15 protein-coding genes are annotated in these 15,675 nt (G+C 67.1%); 10 read left to right on the forward strand and 5 right to left on the reverse strand.

Going from position 1 to position 15,675, the window contains the following annotated elements:
* Window positions 1-62 precede the first annotated feature (62 nt).
* The gene (locus tag K3A85_RS09565) at window positions 63-1,298 is read left to right on the forward strand and encodes a cytochrome P450 (RefSeq protein ID WP_225206283.1); all 1,236 of its coding nucleotides are present in this window, start codon (window positions 63-65) and stop codon (window positions 1,296-1,298) included.
* A 34-nt stretch (window positions 1,299-1,332) separates the two neighbouring features.
* Window positions 1,333-2,700, forward strand: coding sequence for a flavin-containing monooxygenase (locus tag K3A85_RS09570; protein WP_225206284.1), 1,368 nt, complete (start codon window positions 1,333-1,335; stop codon window positions 2,698-2,700).
* Between the two features lie 68 nt (window positions 2,701-2,768).
* On the opposite strand, the gene K3A85_RS09575 is transcribed toward K3A85_RS09570, so the two are convergent.
* Window positions 2,769-4,292, reverse strand: a complete 1,524-nt coding sequence (locus tag K3A85_RS09575; RefSeq protein WP_225206285.1) for a flavin-containing monooxygenase — start codon at window positions 4,290-4,292, stop codon at window positions 2,769-2,771.
* 225 nt (window positions 4,293-4,517) lie between these two features.
* On the opposite strand from K3A85_RS09575, the gene crtY reads away from it, so the two are divergent.
* The 8 genes from crtY to K3A85_RS09615 all read left to right on the forward strand — a co-directional run bounded on the left by crtY (window position 4,518) and on the right by K3A85_RS09615 (window position 12,062).
* Window positions 4,518-5,717, forward strand: coding sequence for a lycopene beta-cyclase CrtY (gene crtY / locus K3A85_RS09580; protein WP_225206286.1), 1,200 nt, complete (start codon window positions 4,518-4,520; stop codon window positions 5,715-5,717).
* Between the two features lie 11 nt (window positions 5,718-5,728).
* Window positions 5,729-7,207 (forward strand): phytoene desaturase, encoded by a 1,479-nt coding sequence (locus K3A85_RS09585; protein WP_225206287.1) that lies wholly within the window; start codon window positions 5,729-5,731, stop codon window positions 7,205-7,207.
* Complete coding sequence (locus K3A85_RS09590) at window positions 7,204-7,785, forward strand: LOG family protein (RefSeq protein WP_225206288.1); 582 nt, start codon at window positions 7,204-7,206, stop codon at window positions 7,783-7,785. The genes K3A85_RS09585 and K3A85_RS09590 overlap by 4 nt, the downstream gene beginning before the upstream one ends.
* Before the next feature lie 11 nt (window positions 7,786-7,796).
* On the forward strand, window positions 7,797-8,771 hold the full coding sequence (locus K3A85_RS09595; protein WP_225206289.1) for a phytoene/squalene synthase family protein: 975 nt from the start codon (window positions 7,797-7,799) through the stop codon (window positions 8,769-8,771).
* 88 nt (window positions 8,772-8,859) lie between these two features.
* Window positions 8,860-9,957, forward strand: coding sequence for a 4-hydroxyphenylpyruvate dioxygenase (hppD, locus tag K3A85_RS09600; protein WP_225206290.1), 1,098 nt, complete (start codon window positions 8,860-8,862; stop codon window positions 9,955-9,957).
* Window positions 9,954-10,511: a VOC family protein gene (locus K3A85_RS09605; protein WP_225206291.1), complete on the forward strand. Its 558-nt coding sequence runs from the start codon at window positions 9,954-9,956 to the stop codon at window positions 10,509-10,511. The genes hppD and K3A85_RS09605 overlap by 4 nt, the downstream gene beginning before the upstream one ends.
* 79 nt (window positions 10,512-10,590) lie before the next feature.
* Window positions 10,591-11,316 (forward strand): cytochrome b/b6 domain-containing protein, encoded by a 726-nt coding sequence (locus K3A85_RS09610; protein WP_225206292.1) that lies wholly within the window; start codon window positions 10,591-10,593, stop codon window positions 11,314-11,316.
* Window positions 11,313-12,062 (forward strand): molybdopterin-binding protein, encoded by a 750-nt coding sequence (locus K3A85_RS09615; protein WP_225206293.1) that lies wholly within the window; start codon window positions 11,313-11,315, stop codon window positions 12,060-12,062. Before K3A85_RS09610 ends, K3A85_RS09615 begins: the two co-directional genes overlap by 4 nt.
* A gap of 15 nt (window positions 12,063-12,077) precedes the next feature.
* Here K3A85_RS09615 and K3A85_RS09620 read toward each other — a convergent pair whose 3' ends face one another.
* The 4 genes from K3A85_RS09620 to K3A85_RS09635 all read right to left on the reverse strand — a co-directional run bounded on the left by K3A85_RS09620 (window position 12,078) and on the right by K3A85_RS09635 (window position 15,672).
* Window positions 12,078-13,106 carry an SDR family oxidoreductase gene (locus tag K3A85_RS09620; RefSeq protein WP_225206294.1) on the reverse strand — a complete coding sequence of 343 codons (1,029 nt, stop codon included), beginning with the start codon at window positions 13,104-13,106 and terminating at the stop codon, window positions 12,078-12,080.
* Window positions 13,107-13,118: 12 nt separating this feature from the next.
* Window positions 13,119-13,841, reverse strand: coding sequence for an SDR family oxidoreductase (locus tag K3A85_RS09625; protein ID WP_225206295.1), 723 nt, complete (start codon window positions 13,839-13,841; stop codon window positions 13,119-13,121).
* Window positions 13,842-13,905: 64 nt separating this feature from the next.
* Window positions 13,906-15,276, reverse strand: a complete 1,371-nt coding sequence (gene gorA / locus K3A85_RS09630; protein WP_225206296.1) for a glutathione-disulfide reductase — start codon at window positions 15,274-15,276, stop codon at window positions 13,906-13,908.
* Window positions 15,277-15,339: 63 nt separating this feature from the next.
* Window positions 15,340-15,672 carry a hypothetical protein gene (locus K3A85_RS09635; RefSeq protein WP_225206297.1) on the reverse strand — a complete coding sequence of 111 codons (333 nt, stop codon included), beginning with the start codon at window positions 15,670-15,672 and terminating at the stop codon, window positions 15,340-15,342.
* Window positions 15,673-15,675 lie beyond the last annotated feature (3 nt).

Consider the following 15,675-nt stretch of genomic DNA (forward strand, 5'->3'; position numbering starts at 1 on the left):
CCGATTAACGATAGTCCCGGTCAAGGCCGACCAGAATCGATGCGGCCCTGGGAGACACTGTCATGGCATCTGTCGTTTCCTCGCAGGAAACCGCGCGCAATCCCTACGACGTCAGCGTCAACGCGCTCTATACCGAGGACACCTGGCGCGAGCCCTTCGCCTGGCTGCGCGCCAACATGCCTGTCAGCCTGCGCGAGGAGAGCCCGTTCGGCGCCTACTGGTCGGTGGTCACGCACGACCTGATCCAGAAGGTCGAGCTCGACACCGAGACCTATTCCTCGTCGTGGGAGCGCGGCAACATCACGATTGCCGACAACGTCAACGACAACCCCTTCCCCAACTTCATCGCGATGGACCCGCCGGTCCACACCGCGCAGCGCAAGGTCATCGCGCCGGCCTTCGGTCCCAGTCAGATGGTCAAGCTGGAAAAGCTGGTGCGCGAGCGGGTGACGATGCTGCTCGACGCGCTGCCGGTGGGCGAGACGTTCGACTGGGTCGACAGCGTTTCGATCCCGATGACGCTGGGCATGCTGCTGATCCTGTTCGACATGCCCTTCGAGGAATGGCCCGACATCAAGCGCTGGTCCGACTGGGGCAGCGGCGTTTCGGAAGACAACCTGAACGACGATTATCGCGCCGAGTTCCTGGTCCAGATGGGCCAGATGCTGGAACGCTTCGACCGCGAGCTGGAAGCCCGCCGCAAGGAAGCGCCGCGCGACGACCTGCTGAGCCGGATGGTCCATTCCGAGGCGATGGGCAACCTCACCCCGCCCGAGCGCATCGCCAACATCGCGCTGCTGATCGTGGGCGGCAACGACACCACCCGCAATTCGATGAGCGGCCTGGTCGAGGCGCTGCACAAGTATCCCGAGCAGCTCGACAAGCTGCGCGCCGACCCGACGCTTGCGGTCAATGCCGCGCAGGAGATCATCCGCTGGCAATCGCCGGTGACCCACATGCGCCGCACCACCACGCGCGCGACCGAGCTTGCGGGGCAGCACCTGCCCGAAGGCGCCAAGGTGGTGCTGTGGTACATTTCGGGCAACCGCGACGAGACGGTGTTCAAGGACGCCGAGCGCTTCGACGTGACGCGCGACAATGCCCGCCGCCATGTCGCCTTCGGGCACGGCATCCATCGCTGCGTCGGCGCGCGGCTCGCCGAAGTGCAGATCACCGCGCTGATCGAGGAGATCGTCGCGCGGCGCTGGCGGATCGTGCCGCAGGCCGCGCCGACCCGCCTTGCGAGCCCCTTCCTCCACGGCTTCACCGCGATGCCGGTGAAGATCGAGACCGACTGACAACCAGCCATAACGTTACGGGAGATTTGCGGCCATGAGCCTGCCGAAAGTGTGCATCATCGGCGCCGGGTGTTCCGGCTTCACCACCGCCAAGCGGCTCAAGGACTACGGCATTCCGTTTGACATCTACGAAGCCTCGGACGACATCGGCGGCAACTGGTACTACAACAACCCCAACGGGGTTTCGTCCTGCTACCAGAGCCTGCACATCGATACCTCGAAGTGGCGGCTGGCGTTCGAGGACTATCCGGTGCCGGCCGACTGGCCGGACTATCCGCACCATGCACAGCTGCTGCAATACTTCCACGATTACGTCGACCACTTCGGCCTGCGCCCGTCGATCCGCTTCAACACGCGGGTGGAGAAGGCAAAGCGGCTTTCGGGCGGCGGCTGGGAGGTGACCCTGTCGACCGGCGAGACGTTACGTTACGACGCGTTGGTGGTGGCGAATGGCCATCACTGGGCGGCGCGGATCCCTGAGTATCCGGGGCACTTCGACGGGCCGCAGATCCATTCGCACCACTATCGCACCCCGTTCGAGCCGGTGAACTGCATCGGCAAGCGCGTGCTCGTGGTCGGGCTCGGCAATAGCGCGATGGATATCGCCAGCGAGCTGTCGCAGCGGCCGATGGCGCAGCGCCTGTTCGTTTCGGCGCGGCGCGGCGTGTGGATCTTCCCGAAGTACTATCGCGGGCAGCCGCTCGACAAGAACCCGGCCCCGGCGTGGATGCCCAAGAGCCTGCGCCAGTGGCTTGGATCGCGGATGATCAAGAACCTCGTCGGCCGGATGAGCGACTACGGCCTGCCCGAGCCCGAGATCGAACCGTTCGAGAGCCACGGCACCGTGTCGGGCGAGTTCCTGCTGCGCGCAGGATCGGGCGACATCGTGATGCGCCCCGGCATCGAGCGGCTCGACGGCAACGCGGTGGTGTTCACCGACGGCACGCGCGAGGAGATCGACGTGATCGTCTGGGCGACGGGCTACGACATCAAGTTCCCGTTCTTCGACGAGCCTTCGTTCTGCGCCGATGCCGACAACCGTCCGCCGCCGCTCTACAAGCGGATCATGAAGCCCGAGGTGCCCGACCTGTTCTACATGGGCCTTGCGCAGCCGCTGCCGACGCTGGTCAACTTTGCCGAGCAGCAGTCGAAACTGGTCGCGGCCTACCTCGCGGGGCAATACGCGCCGCCGTCCGCCGACGAGATGCACCAGGTGATCAAGGCGGACGAGGAATTCTACACCGGCAGCTATTACCAGGCGCGCCGGCACACCATCCAGCTGGACTTCGACCACTACGTCCGCGCGCTCAGGAAAGAGCTGGAACGCGGGGCGAAGCGGGCGGCGGCGAAAGGCAATGCGCTGCCCGTCCCAGCGCGGGCGGCGGTCGCCGAAGCGGCCTGACCGCCTTCGCCAAAAAGAAGAGGGGCGAGCCTTGCGGACCGCCCCTTTTTTCTTGCGTAACGTGACGGTTATTCGGCGGCTTCGAGCACCTCGGCCGCGGCGGGCTGGTTGTCGTACCAGAATTCCGGTCCATCGAGGTCGATCGCGGGGATCGCGTCCTTTTCGGCCCAGTAGTTCTGGTTGTGGCGCCACACTTCGTTGTCGCCGCGCTTGGGCAGCTTGTCGAGATCGCGGATCAGGTAGTTCGGGTTGAAGTTCTCGGTCTCGATCCAGGGCAGGATTTCCATGTCCTTGTCCTCCGGCCGCAGCTTGACTTCGACCTTGCGGGCGCCGCGTTCATCCATGTGGTGCAGCAGGCGGCAGACGAAATCGCCGAGCATGTCGACGCGCAGGGTCCACGAGGCGCGGAAGTAGCCGAACACCCACAGCATGTTGGGAACGCCGGTGAACATCATGCCGCGGTACGTAACGGTGTCGCCCCAGTTGATCTTCTGCCCATCGACCTCGAACGGGATGTCGCCCAGGACCTTGAGGTTGAAGCCGGTGCAGGCGACGATGATGTCGCCGTCGACCGCCTCGCCCGAGCTGACGACGAGGCCGGTCTCGGTGAAGTGGTCGATGGTGTCGGTGACCATCGTGACCTTGCCCTGCGCGGCGAGCTGGAACAGGTCGGCATCGGGGCAGAACGCGAGGCGCTGCTGCCACGGGCGGTACTTGGGCGTGAAGTGCGGCTCGAACTGGAAATCCTCGCCGACATAGGCGCGGACCAGCGCGCGCAGTTCCTCGACGACGACGTCGGGCTCCTCGACGCAGCGCTTGTCCATCACCGCCTGGTCATGCATCACCTGCATGCGCACGATGCGGTGCACGGTCGGCTCGTCGACCCCGATCTCGCGCAGCCGGTCGGCCAGTTCGTTCTGGTTGGGGTGGCAGAAGAAGTAGGTGGGTGAGCGCTGCACGACCGTTACGTGCGCCGCCTTCTGGGCGAAGGCGGGGACCACGGTGGCGGCGGTCGCGCCCGAGCCGATCACGACGATGCGCTTGCCTTCGTAGTCGATGTTCGGATCCCACAGCTGGGCGTGGACGAAGCGGCCCTTGTAGGCATCGAGGTTCTTCGCTTGCCATTCGGGCGGAATGTAGGGCGTCTCGTGGTCGTAGTAGCCCTGGCACATCCACAGCAAGGTGGCGGTGAAGACGTGGGACTGCCCGTCTTCGGTGCGTGCCGTAACGGTCCACAGGTTGTCCGCGCTCGACCACGAACAGCCGGTGATGGTGTGGCCGTAGCGGATGTGCTGGCCGATGCCGTTTTCCTCGATCACCTCGCCCATGTAGTCGAGGATCGCCTGCGCGCTGGCGATCGGCGCGTCGGTCCAGGGCTTGAAGCGATAGCCGAAGGTGTAGAGATCCGAGTCCGAGCGCACGCCGGGGTACTTGTGCGTTTCCCAGGTGCCGCCGAAGGTGTGCATCCGCTCGAGCACCGCGTAGGTCTTGCCCGGGCACTGGTCCTGCAGGTGATAGGCCGATCCGATGCCGGAGATCCCTGCTCCGACGATCAGCACATCGAAATGCTGGGCCTGATCTGCTTGTGCCATATCGCTCTCTCCGGTCGGTTATCGCGTGATAGCGGCGTTGTGCCGTCTGCGTTGTCTAGGACACCTTGACCAATATCAAATCGAAACCGGATTCGGCAGGCATTTTCGTTGACCGAGTAAAAAACCGCATCGAGCCCTCGCCGGCCCTGCCCTTTGGTGCCCGCGCGCCACCCCGCGGCAAACCCGCAGTTGCGCACTTCGGCGCTTGTCCCTAACGCCGGGACGATGAGCGCGCGGCCCTGTGACATCGCCATTCTCGGCGGCGGCCTTGCCGGGGGCCTGATCGCGCTCGCGCTCGCGCGGCACCGCCCCGACCTTTCGCTGCTGCTGACCGAGCAGGACACCCATTTCGGCGGCAACCACGTCTGGTCGTTCTTCGGCAGCGACGTCGGCCGCGACGGGCGCGCGCTGCTCGCAGACGCGGTCGAGGCGGCCTGGCCCGGCTACGAGGTGCGGTTTCCCGCCTTCGAACGCGCGCTCGGCACCAGCTACTATGCGATGACCTCCGAGCGGTTCGACGCCGCCCTGCGCGCCGCCCTGCCCGCGAGCGCCCTGCTGACCGGCGCGCGGGTGCTTGCCGCCGATGCGCGCTCGGCAACGCTCGCCGACGGCACGCAGATCGCTGCGCGCGCCGTGATCGATGCCCGCGGCATCCGCAATCTCGGTCATCTCACAGGCGGTTGGCAGAAGTTCGTGGGACGGCGCCTGAAATTGTCGGTGCCGCACGGGGTCGACCGCCCGATCATCATGGATGCGACGGTCGAGCAGCTCGACGGCTACCGCTTCGTCTATGTCCTGCCCTTCGCCGAGGACGAGATCTTCATCGAGGACACCTATTATTCGGACAGCGCGACGATCGACCAGGACGTCCTGAGCCAGCGGATCGACGACTATGCGCGGCGGCGCGGATGGACGATCGCCGGGGTCGTGTCCGAGGAGCAGGGCGTGCTGCCGGTGGTCTCGGGCGGCGACTTCGACGCTTTCTGGCGCTCGACCGGCAAGGACATGGCCCGCGCCGGGGCGCGCGCCGGGCTGTTCCATGCGGTGACCAGCTATTCGCTGCCCGATGCGGTGCGCTATGCCCTGGCGGTGGTGCGCCGCGCCGACTGCGGCGGCGAGGAGCTTGCCAGGTTTTCCGAAGATTACGCCCGAAAGCACTGGAAACGTTCAAGCTATCTGCGCCAGCTGACGGCCATGCTCTATGGCGCGGCGGCGCCGGTCGACCGCTACAAGGTGCTCGAGCGGTTCTACCGGCTCGACGAGAAGCTGGTCGAGCGGTTCTACGCCGGGCGCAGCACCGCCTTCGACAAGATCCGCATTCTTTCCGGCAAGCCTCCCGTTCCCGTCCTCGCCGCGATGCGCGTGCTCGGCGGGTTCGGCGACAAGCCCCAGGCGCTCTCGCTCGCCGGCACACGCACGAAATGAGGGACACGACGATGAAGAAGGCCTGCGTGATCGGTGCAGGGTTCGGCGGGCTCGCGCTCGCCATCCGCCTGCAGTCGGCGGGGATCGAGACGACGGTGGTCGAGGCGCGCGACAAGCCCGGCGGCCGCGCCTACTTCTGGGAGCGCGACGGCTTCACCTTCGACGCCGGGCCGACGGTGATCACCGATCCGCCGTGCCTCAGGGAACTGTGGGCGCTCAAGGGCCACCGTATGGAGGACGACATCGAACTGATGCCGGTGATGCCGTTCTACCGGCTCAACTGGCCCGACGGCACCAACTTCGACTATTCGAACGACGAGACCGGCCTGCGCGACGAGATCGCCAAGGTAAATCCGCGCGACGTTGCGGGTTACGAAGCATTCCTCGACTACTCCGCAGGTGTTTTCGAGGAAGGCTACGTCAAGCTCGGCGCGGTTCCGTTCCTCGATTTCGCGAGCATGATCAAGGCCGCGCCCGCGCTCGCCAAGTACCAGGCGTGGCGCTCGGTCTACTCGATGGTCTCGAAGTACATCGAGAGCGAGAAGCTGCGCGAGGCGTTCAGCTTCCACACGCTGCTGGTCGGCGGCAACCCGATGAAGACCAGCTCGATCTACGCGCTGATCCACAAGTTGGAGAAGGACGGCGGGGTGTGGTGGGCCAAGGGCGGCACCAATCGCCTGATCGATGCGATGGTGCGCCATTTCCAGCGCCTCGGCGGCACGGTGCAGCTGGGCGATGCGGTGACGAAGATCCATTCGCTCGGCAACCGCGTCACCGGGCTCGAGACGAAGAGCGGCTGGCAGGGCAGCTTCGACGCGATCGCCTCGAACGGCGACCTGATCCACACCTACCGCGACCTGCTGGGCGACAACACCCATGCGGCGCGCCAGGCCAAGGCGTTGAAGCGCAAGAAGTTCTCGCCCAGCCTGTTCGTCGTCCACTTCGGCATCGAAGGCACCTGGCCGGGCATCCCGCACCACATGATCCTGTTCGGACCGCGCTACAAGGGCCTGCTCGACGACATCTACAGCCACGGCGTGCTGCCCGAGGACTTTTCGATCTACCTCCACCATCCGACCGTGACCGATCCGTCGATGGCGCCCGAGGGGATGAGCACGTTCTACGCGCTGGTCCCCGTCGCCAACATGGGCAAGCTGCCGGTCGACTGGAACGAGATCGGTCCGCTGCTCGAAAAGCGCATCCTCGACGAAGTCGGTCGCCGGCTGATTCCCGACATCCACAGCCGTATCGTAACGAAGTTCCACTACGCGCCCAGCGACTTCGCCACCGACCTTTCGGCGCACCTCGGCAGCGCCTTCAGCCTCGAGCCGGTGCTGACGCAGAGCGCCTGGTTCCGCGCGCACAACCGCGACGACGAGATCCCCAACCTCTACCTGGTCGGCGCGGGAACCCATCCAGGCGCCGGGATTCCCGGTGTCGTCGGCAGCGCCAAGGCGACCGCCAAGATCATGCTCGAGGACCTCTTGTGAAGCGCATCGCGGTCTATTGCGGCTCGGCCTCGCCCGCCGACGGGCGTTACGTGGCGCTGGCGCGGACGGTCGGCGCGACGCTGGCGGCGCGCGGGATCGGGGTGGTCTATGGCGGCGGCCGGCTCGGGCTGATGGGCGCGGTCGCGGCCGGCGCGCTCGAGGCGGGCGGCGAAGTGATCGGCGTGATTCCTGAGGCGCTCGACCGGGCCGAAGTCGCCAACCACGATTGCACGCAGCTCCACATCGTCGGCACGATGCACCAGCGCAAGCAGGCCTTCACCGACCTGTCCGACGGATTCCTGACGCTGCCCGGGGGCGTTGGCACGATGGACGAGCTGTGGGAAGCGGTGAGCTGGGCGCAGCTCGGCTATCATGCCAAGCCGGTCGGCCTGCTCAACGCCTTCGGCTTCTACGACGAGCTGCTGGCGTTCAACCGGCGGATGATCGAGACCGGCTTCGTGCGCGAGGCGCACGCCGGGATCCTGATCGCCGAACCCGATCTCGACCTGCTGCTGGCGCGGATGGCGGCGCACGTGCCGCACCGACCGATCTTTGCGATGTCGCGCGACGACCTGTAACGTCGCCGGCGATGGAAGACCGAAGTAGCCTCGTCGCCGCGGCGCGCGATTCGATCCGCAAGGGCTCGAAAAGCTTTGCCGCGGCCAGCGCGCTGTTCGACCGGGAGACGCGCGAGCGGGTCTGGCTGCTCTACGCCTGGTGCCGGCGCTGCGACGACCTGATCGACGACCAGGACCATGGCGGCGCGCTCGGGTCCGCTGACGGCGTTACGGAACGGCTCGCGGCGGTGCGCGAGAAGACTGCGCTCGCCTTTGCCGGCATGCCGGCGGGCGACCCGGCGTTCGACGCGCTCGGGCTGGTCGCGCGCGAGACCGGCCTCACGCTGGAGATGGCGGGCGCAGTGATCGACGGCTTCGCGCTCGATGCCGCCGACTGGCAGCCGCGCAGCGAAGCCGACCTGATGCGCTACTGCTGGCACGTTGCCGGCGCGGTCGGCGTGATGATGGCGGTGGTGATGGGCGTCGCCCCGCACGACGAAGACACGCTCGACCGCGCCTGCGACCTCGGCCTTGCTTTCCAGCTCGCCAATATCGCGCGCGACCTCGCCGAGGACGACGCCGCGCAGCGCTGTTACGTACCGCTCGAATGGCTGGCGGAAATGGACATTCCGCCGGGCGAGCAGATGAAGCCGGTCCACCGCAAGGCGATGGCCCTGCTCGCCCGGCGGATGTGCCGGATGGCGCAGGCGCACGAGTGTTCGGCGCGGATCGGCGCGGGGCGGCTGCGGCCGCGCCAGCGCTGGGCGATCCTCGCCGCGGCGGGGATCTACGGCGAGATCGCGCGCGAGGTCGAGCGGCGCGGAAGCGCGGCGTGGGACAGCCGCACCGTCGTGAGTAACGCGCGCAAGCTGCAGTGGATCGCGCGCGCCGGCCTGCGCGCGCTGCGCCCGGTGCCGCGCGGCTGCCACGAGGGCGCGCTGCTGCGACGGCACAACCGGCGTACGCTTGTTGCACATGCAACCCGCCAGGGCCTGCCCACGCCCTGACCCCGCGGAGGCGATGCGGGGGCGATGCGGGTTCCTTGACCGGGCGGCGATTATTGGTTACATAAGAAACCAAATTGGGAGAGACGCGATGGCCGACCTGTTCGACAATCCGCTGGGGCTCGACGGCTTCGAATTCGTCGAGTTCTGCGCGCCCGAACCTGGCGTGCTCGAGCCGGTGTTCGCCGCGATGGGCTTCACGCTGGTCGCGCGGCATCGCTCGAAGGCCGTTACGTTGTGGCGGCAGGGCGGGATCAACCTGATCGCCAACTACGAGCCGAAGAGCCCGGCGGCCTGGTTCGCGGCCGAGCACGGCGCTTCGGCCTGCGGCATGGGTTTTCGCGTGCGCGATGCCCGCGCCGCCTACGAGCAGGCGCTGGAGCGCGGGGCCGAGCCGGTCGAGGTGCGCACCGGGCCGATGGAGCTGCGCCTGCCGGCGATCCGCGGCATCGGCGGCTCGATCATCTACCTGATCGACCGTTACGATACCGGGGCCGGCGAGCTTTCGATCTACGACATCGACTTCGTCTGGGAGCCGGGGGTAGAGCGCCACCCGGTGGGCGCCGGGCTGCAGGTGATCGACCATCTGACGCACAACCTCTATGGCGGTCGCATGGCGCACTGGGCCGCGTTCTACGAGCGGATCTTCAACTTCCGCGAGATCCGCTACTTCGACATCAAGGGCGAATACACCGGCCTCACCAGCCGAGCGATGACCGCGCCCGACGGCAAGATCCGGATTCCGCTCAACGAGGAAGGAAAGGCAGGCGGCGGGCAGATCGAGGAATACCTGCGCGCCTACAACGGCGAGGGCATCCAGCACATCGCCTTTGCCTGCGACGACCTGCTGGCGACCTGGGACAAGCTGGCCGCGCTCGGCGCGCCGTTTGCCCCCGCCCCGCCCGTTACATACTACGAAATGCTCGAGGAGCGGCTGCCCGGCCACGGCGAGCCGGTCGAAGAGCTGCAGAAGCGCGGCATCCTGCTCGACGGCTCGACCGAGCAGGGCGATCCGCGGCTGCTGCTGCAGATCTTCTCGCAGACGATGATCGGGCCGGTGTTCTTCGAATTCATCCAGCGTAAGAAGGACGAGGGCTTCGGCGAGGGCAACTTCACCGCGCTGTTCAAGTCGATGGAAGCCGACCAGATCCGGCGCGGCGCGCTCAAGGTCGAGGAGCCGGCGGCATGACCGCGGCGGCGCATCCGGTGCAGCTGGGCGGCATCCACCACGCCGCCTACCGCTGCCGCGACGCGAAGGAGACGGTGGACTGGTACGAGCGCATGCTCGGCATGCGTTACGTGACCGCCTTCGCCGAGGATCACGTGCCCTCGACCGGGGCCTACGATCCCTACATGCACGTGTTTCTCGATGCCGGGAACGGCAACGTGCTGGCTTTCTTCGAGCTGCCGAATCAGCCTGCGATGGGTCGCGATCCCAATACCCCCGAATGGGTCCAGCACCTCGCCTTCCGCGTCGCGGACATGGATGCGCTGCTCGCCGCCAAGGCACATCTCGAGGCGAACGGCGTCGACGTGCTCGGCCCGACGCACCACGGGGTGTTCCAGTCGATCTATTTCTTCGACCCCAACGGCCACCGGGTGGAACTGGCGACGGACATCGGCACGAGCGAGCAGTACGCCGAGCTGGCCCGCGTCGCCGGCCCCATGCTCGAGGAATGGTCGCAGACCAAGAAGGCCCCGCGCCACGCCGACTGGCTCCACACGCATAACCGCAAGGACTAGGCGCAAGCACTGGGCGCAAGGACTAGGCTGGACACGCGTTACGTGGCATCTTCCGCGCCGGGCGACGGGAGATGACGCGGTGGACGGCAAGCTGATCTATCGGACGAAGCTGCCGGTGCGGATCTGGCACTGGCTCAACGCTTTCACCATCTTCGTCATGCTGATGAGCGGCATGATGATCCTCAACGCCCATCCCCGGCTCTACTGGGGCAAGTACGGCGCCAACCCCGACAAGGCCTGGCTCGAACTGCCCAAGTTCCCGGGCTATGACGACCCCTTCCCGCCGCTGGTCACGATCCCCAGCAGCTACGACCTCGCCGCCGCCCGGCAATGGCACTTCTTCTTCGCCTGGGTGCTCGGAATCGGGATCGTGCTGTTCCTCGCCTATGCGCTCGCCTCGCGCCACTTGACGCGCGACTTGTGGCTCACCCGCGAGGAGCGGGCGCCGGCGCACCTGTGGCACGACATCAAGGAACATGCGCGGCTGCGCTTTCCCACCGGAGAGGCGGCGCGCCGCTACAATCCGCTGCAGAAGATCGCCTACCTGGGGGTGGTGCTGGTGCTGATCCCGCTGGTGATCCTGACCGGCCTGACGATGAGCCCGGCCATGAACGCGGCCTTCCCCGTCCTGCTCGACCTGTTCGGTGGACGGCAGTCGGCGCGCTCGATCCACTTCCTTTGCGCGGCGGGCCTTGCCCTGTTCATCGCGGTGCATCTGCTGATGGTGCTGCTGGCCGGGCCGGTCAACGAACTGCGTTCTATGGTCACCGGATGGTACCGCCTGCCCGAGGAGAAGGCACGATGACGATCGTCACCCGCCGCAACGCGCTGGTCGGCGGCGCCGGGCTGCTGCTCGCCGGATGCGACCGCATCGTCGCCTCGCCGACGGTGAAGGCGGTGCTCGGCTACGGCGAGAAGGCGACGATGAGCGCGCAGCGTCTCGTCACTGACCGCACCGCGCTGGCGCCCGAGTTCACCCGCGCCGACCTGTCGCCCAATTTCCGCGTCAACGGCACCCGCGTGCCGGGCGACGCCGCCTATCAGGCGCACATGGCCCGGGGCTTTGCCGACTGGCGCCTGGTCGTCGACGGCATGGTCGCGCGGCCCGTGTCGCTGAGCCTGGCTCAGCTGCAGGCGATGCCCGCGCGCACCCAGATCACCCGCCACGATTGCGTCGAGGGCTGGAGCGCGATCGGGGAATGGACCGGGGTGCCGCTGATCCTGCTGCTCAAAGCCGCCGGGCTGTCAGCGAACGCCCGTTACGTGGTGTTCCACTGCGCCGACGACTATCATGGCACGCCCTATTACGAGAGCATCGACCTCGTCGAAGCCTTCCACCCGCAGACCATCCTCGCCCACCACATGAACGGGCAGCCGCTCTCGGTCGGCCACGGCGCGCCGCTGCGGCTGCGGGTCGAACGGCAGTTGGGCTACAAGCAGGCGAAGTACGTGATGCGGATCGAGGCGGTCGCCACCCTCGCCGGCATTCACGGCGGGGGCGGCGGCTACTGGGAGGATCGCAAGGGCTACCAGTGGTGGGCCGGGATCTGAGCCCCCGGCGCAACGTCACACCTTGACGATGCCGAGGTCGATCAGGCTGCGCGCGGTATCGACGATGGTGTCCTCGACCGGATGCAGCGTCCAGCCCACGCGCTGCTGGGCGTGGGCCGAGGAGCCGGCGCGAACCTTGCCCAGTTCGCCCGCGATCTGCTTGATCGAGCCGCTGAACGGCGCGGCCAGCCGCACGATCAGGTTGGGCAGGCGGCGCGTGGGCACCTTGCGCGCCTCGGCGCCGAGGCGGCGCTTGAGGATCGCGGCGATCTCGGCGAAGGTCAGGAACGGGCCGGTGGCGAGGAAACGTTCGCCGTCGAGCCCGGGCTGGGTCAGCGCGCGGACGTGGAGGTCCGCAACGTCACGGACGTCGACGATGCCGAAGCCGACGTCGGGCAGCGCCGGGATCGCCCCTTCGAGCAGCTGCTTGACCAGTTCGATCGAGGTCGACAGGTCGCCGCTCGTCACCGGACCGAGCACCGCGACCGGATTGACCGAGACGTACTCCATGCCTGCGCCCTCGGCGGCGATCCAGTCGCGCGCGGCGCGCTCGGCCACCGTCTTGCTGCGCATGTAGGGGGCGACATCGGGGTTTTCGAGCACGGTCCAGTCGGCCTCGGTGAACACCTGCCCCGCCACGTAACGATTGGCGGGGTGCCCGTAGCCCACCGCCGCGAACGACGAGGTCTGGACGAAGCGCTTGACCCCGGCCTTCTTCGCCGCACGCAGCGCGCGGAGCGCCCCGTCGCGCGCCGGGCCGACCAGTTCCTCGGGATCCCTGGGGACGTGGAGCGGAAACGGCGAGGCGACATGCGCAACATGCGTACACCCGGCGGTCGCCTCGTCCCAGCCGGCGTCGGAGGTGAGGTCCGCAGCGAAGAAGCGCAGGGTTTCGGGCGTGCCGCCGAGCAGCGGGCGCAGCTCCGCCTCGCGCGCAAGGTTGCGCACGGTTGTGTGGACGGTCCAGCCGGCATCGAGCAGCTGGCGGATCAGGAAGCCGGCGATGTAGCCGCTGCCTCCACTGACGAGAACGGTCTGGCTCATCGATACTCCCCCTCAGAACGCGAGCATGATCCGGCGGGCGAGCGCCGGCGAAATCGAGTAGACCCGGCGCAGGAACTTGACCTGGCCGACATTGGCTTCATCGGCATTGCGCTCCATCGCCCGGACGATTTCGGCGGCGCAGGCTTCGGGCGCGAGCTTCTTGTTCGTGCGGTCGGCGGTCATCGCCGTATCGACCACCGGAGGCAGCACCTCGAGCACGTGGATGCGGGTGTGCTCAAGTTGCTTACGCAAGGACATCGTATAGCTGCGCAGCGCGGCCTTGGTGGCGCAGTAGATGGCGCTGCCGGTGTTGGGCGCGATGGCGAGCCCGGAGGTGACGTTGACGATCATCGCCTCGGGCCGGCCGCGCAAGGTTTCCATCAGGCCGGCGATCAGGCGGATCGGGGCATGGACATTGAGCTGAAGGATGCGTTCGTCGGCCGCCGCATCGGGAATGGCGGTGCGATAATCGTGCGTCACGCCCATCCCGGCGTTGTTGATGAGCACGTCGACCGGCCGCCCGGCCACCGCCGAGAGCAGCCCGGAGACGCCCTCGGGCGTCGCGAGGTCGGCGGCAAGCACTTCGAACCCTTCGGCCTTTGCGGCTTCGATGCGTTCGGGCGTGCGTCCCGTAACGAGGACTTGCGCCCCCTTGTCGCGCAATTGCCGCGCCAGGCGCAGGCCGATGCCGTCGGTGCCGCCGGTCAGCAGCACCAGTTTGCCTTCGAGCTTCATGCGACCATCTCCCCCACACGTGTCGGCGCGGGGGAGACTATCATGTAAGTTGCAAGACGCAACCTTACTTGAGCAGGACGAGTTCCTCGGCCATCGAGGGATGGAGCGCGACGGTATCGTCGAACGCCGCCTTGGTCAGCCCCGCCTTGACCGCCACTGCCGCCACCTGAAGGATTTCGGGCGCTTCGGGGCCGATCATGTGGATGCCGAGCACGCGGTCGGTGTTGGCGTCGACGACCATCTTGTAGAGCCCGCGCTCGGGCCGATGGCCGAACACGTTCTTCATCGGGCGGAAGTCCGAGGAATAGACCTTGACGTTGCCATAGCGATTGCGCGCCTGGCCTTCGGTGAGGCCGACCGCGGCGAGCGGGGGCTGCGAGAACACCGCGCTCGGGATGCAGTCGTAGTCGACATGGGTGTCCTTGCCCGCGAACACGCGGTCGGCGAAGGCCTGGCCCTCGCGGATCGCCACGGGCGTGAGCTGCACGCGATCCGTTACGTCACCCACCGCATAGATGCTTTCGCAGGTCGTGCGGTTGTGGACGTCGACCCTGATCTCGCCCCGTTCGCCCAGTTCGACCCCGGCATTCTCCAGGCCAAGTCCTTCGACCTTGGGCTTGCGGCCCGTGGCCACGAGGATCACGTCGGCAATCAGCGGATCGGGCTGGTTCTTGAGGTACGCCTCGAGGCAGCCATCCTCGCGCTTGACCACCTTTTCGAACGGGCAATTGAACTTGTACTCGATGCCGCGCGCCATGGTGATCTGCAGCAAGCGGTCGCGCAGGGTCTCGTCGTAGCCGCGCAGCAGCGTCTCGCTGCGGTTGACCACCGTTACGTGACTGCCGAGCGCATTGAAGATCCCCGCAAATTCCAGCGCGATATAGCCGGCCCCGGCGATCACCACCTTGCGCGGCAGCTCGGGCAGATGGAACACCTCGTTCGAGGTGATGCAGTGCTCGGCGCCTTCGAAAGTGGGCGTCACCGGCCAGGCGCCGGTCGCGACGAGGATGTATTTCGCGGTGATCTCGCGGCCGGTGTCCGCCAGCCTGACCGAATGCGGCCCGGTGATCGTGGCGCGTTCGAGGAAGCGCTCGACCTTGTTGTTCTCGAGCGTGGAGGTGTAGGCCGCGTTCAGCCGGTCGACGTCCTTGGCTACCGCATCGCGCAGGGTCGGCCAGTCGAAGGTCATCTTGTCGACGGTCCAGCCATAGTTGGCCGCGTCCTGCAGTTCCTCGGCGAAGTGCGAGCCGTAGACCAGCAGCTTCTTGGGCACGCAGCCGCGGATCACGCAGGTCCCGCCGACGCGGAATTCCTCGGCGACCGCCACGCGCGCGCCGTGCGAGGACGCGATGCGGCTTGCGCGCACCCCGCCCGAGCCCGCGCCGATGACGAAGAGATCGTAGTCGTAGTCCTGCTCGGGCATCGGATTCTCCATGGCGTGCGCATATTGTGGGCGCACATTGCGTTTCCAAGAGCCGCCAAGGCCGGTGGCGGCGGGTCAGCGCTTCTTCTTGGCGATGGTCGCGGTGAAATCGGGGTCCTTGTTGGCCACCCAGTCGACGAACTTGCGCACCGTCGGGTTGGCGAGCAGCTGGTCGACGTCGAGCCCGGCGCGTTGCAGCTCCGAGTTGGTGAAGTTGGCGATCAGCGTCTGCTGGCAGATGCCGTGCATCGGCACGACGTCGCGGCCGCCGCGGCTCTTGGGGACCGGATGGTGCCAGACGATCGTGCTGCCGGTGGGCCGGCCGCAGAGCCAGCAGGGCACCGGCGGCGGCGCCTGCTCTTCGGGCTCGTCGTCGACGTAGGGGTCGTACTTGTTCTTGCGCGCCATAAC

Source organism: Novosphingobium huizhouense, assembly GCF_020179475.1.
Taxonomy (GTDB): domain Bacteria; phylum Pseudomonadota; class Alphaproteobacteria; order Sphingomonadales; family Sphingomonadaceae; genus Novosphingobium; species Novosphingobium huizhouense.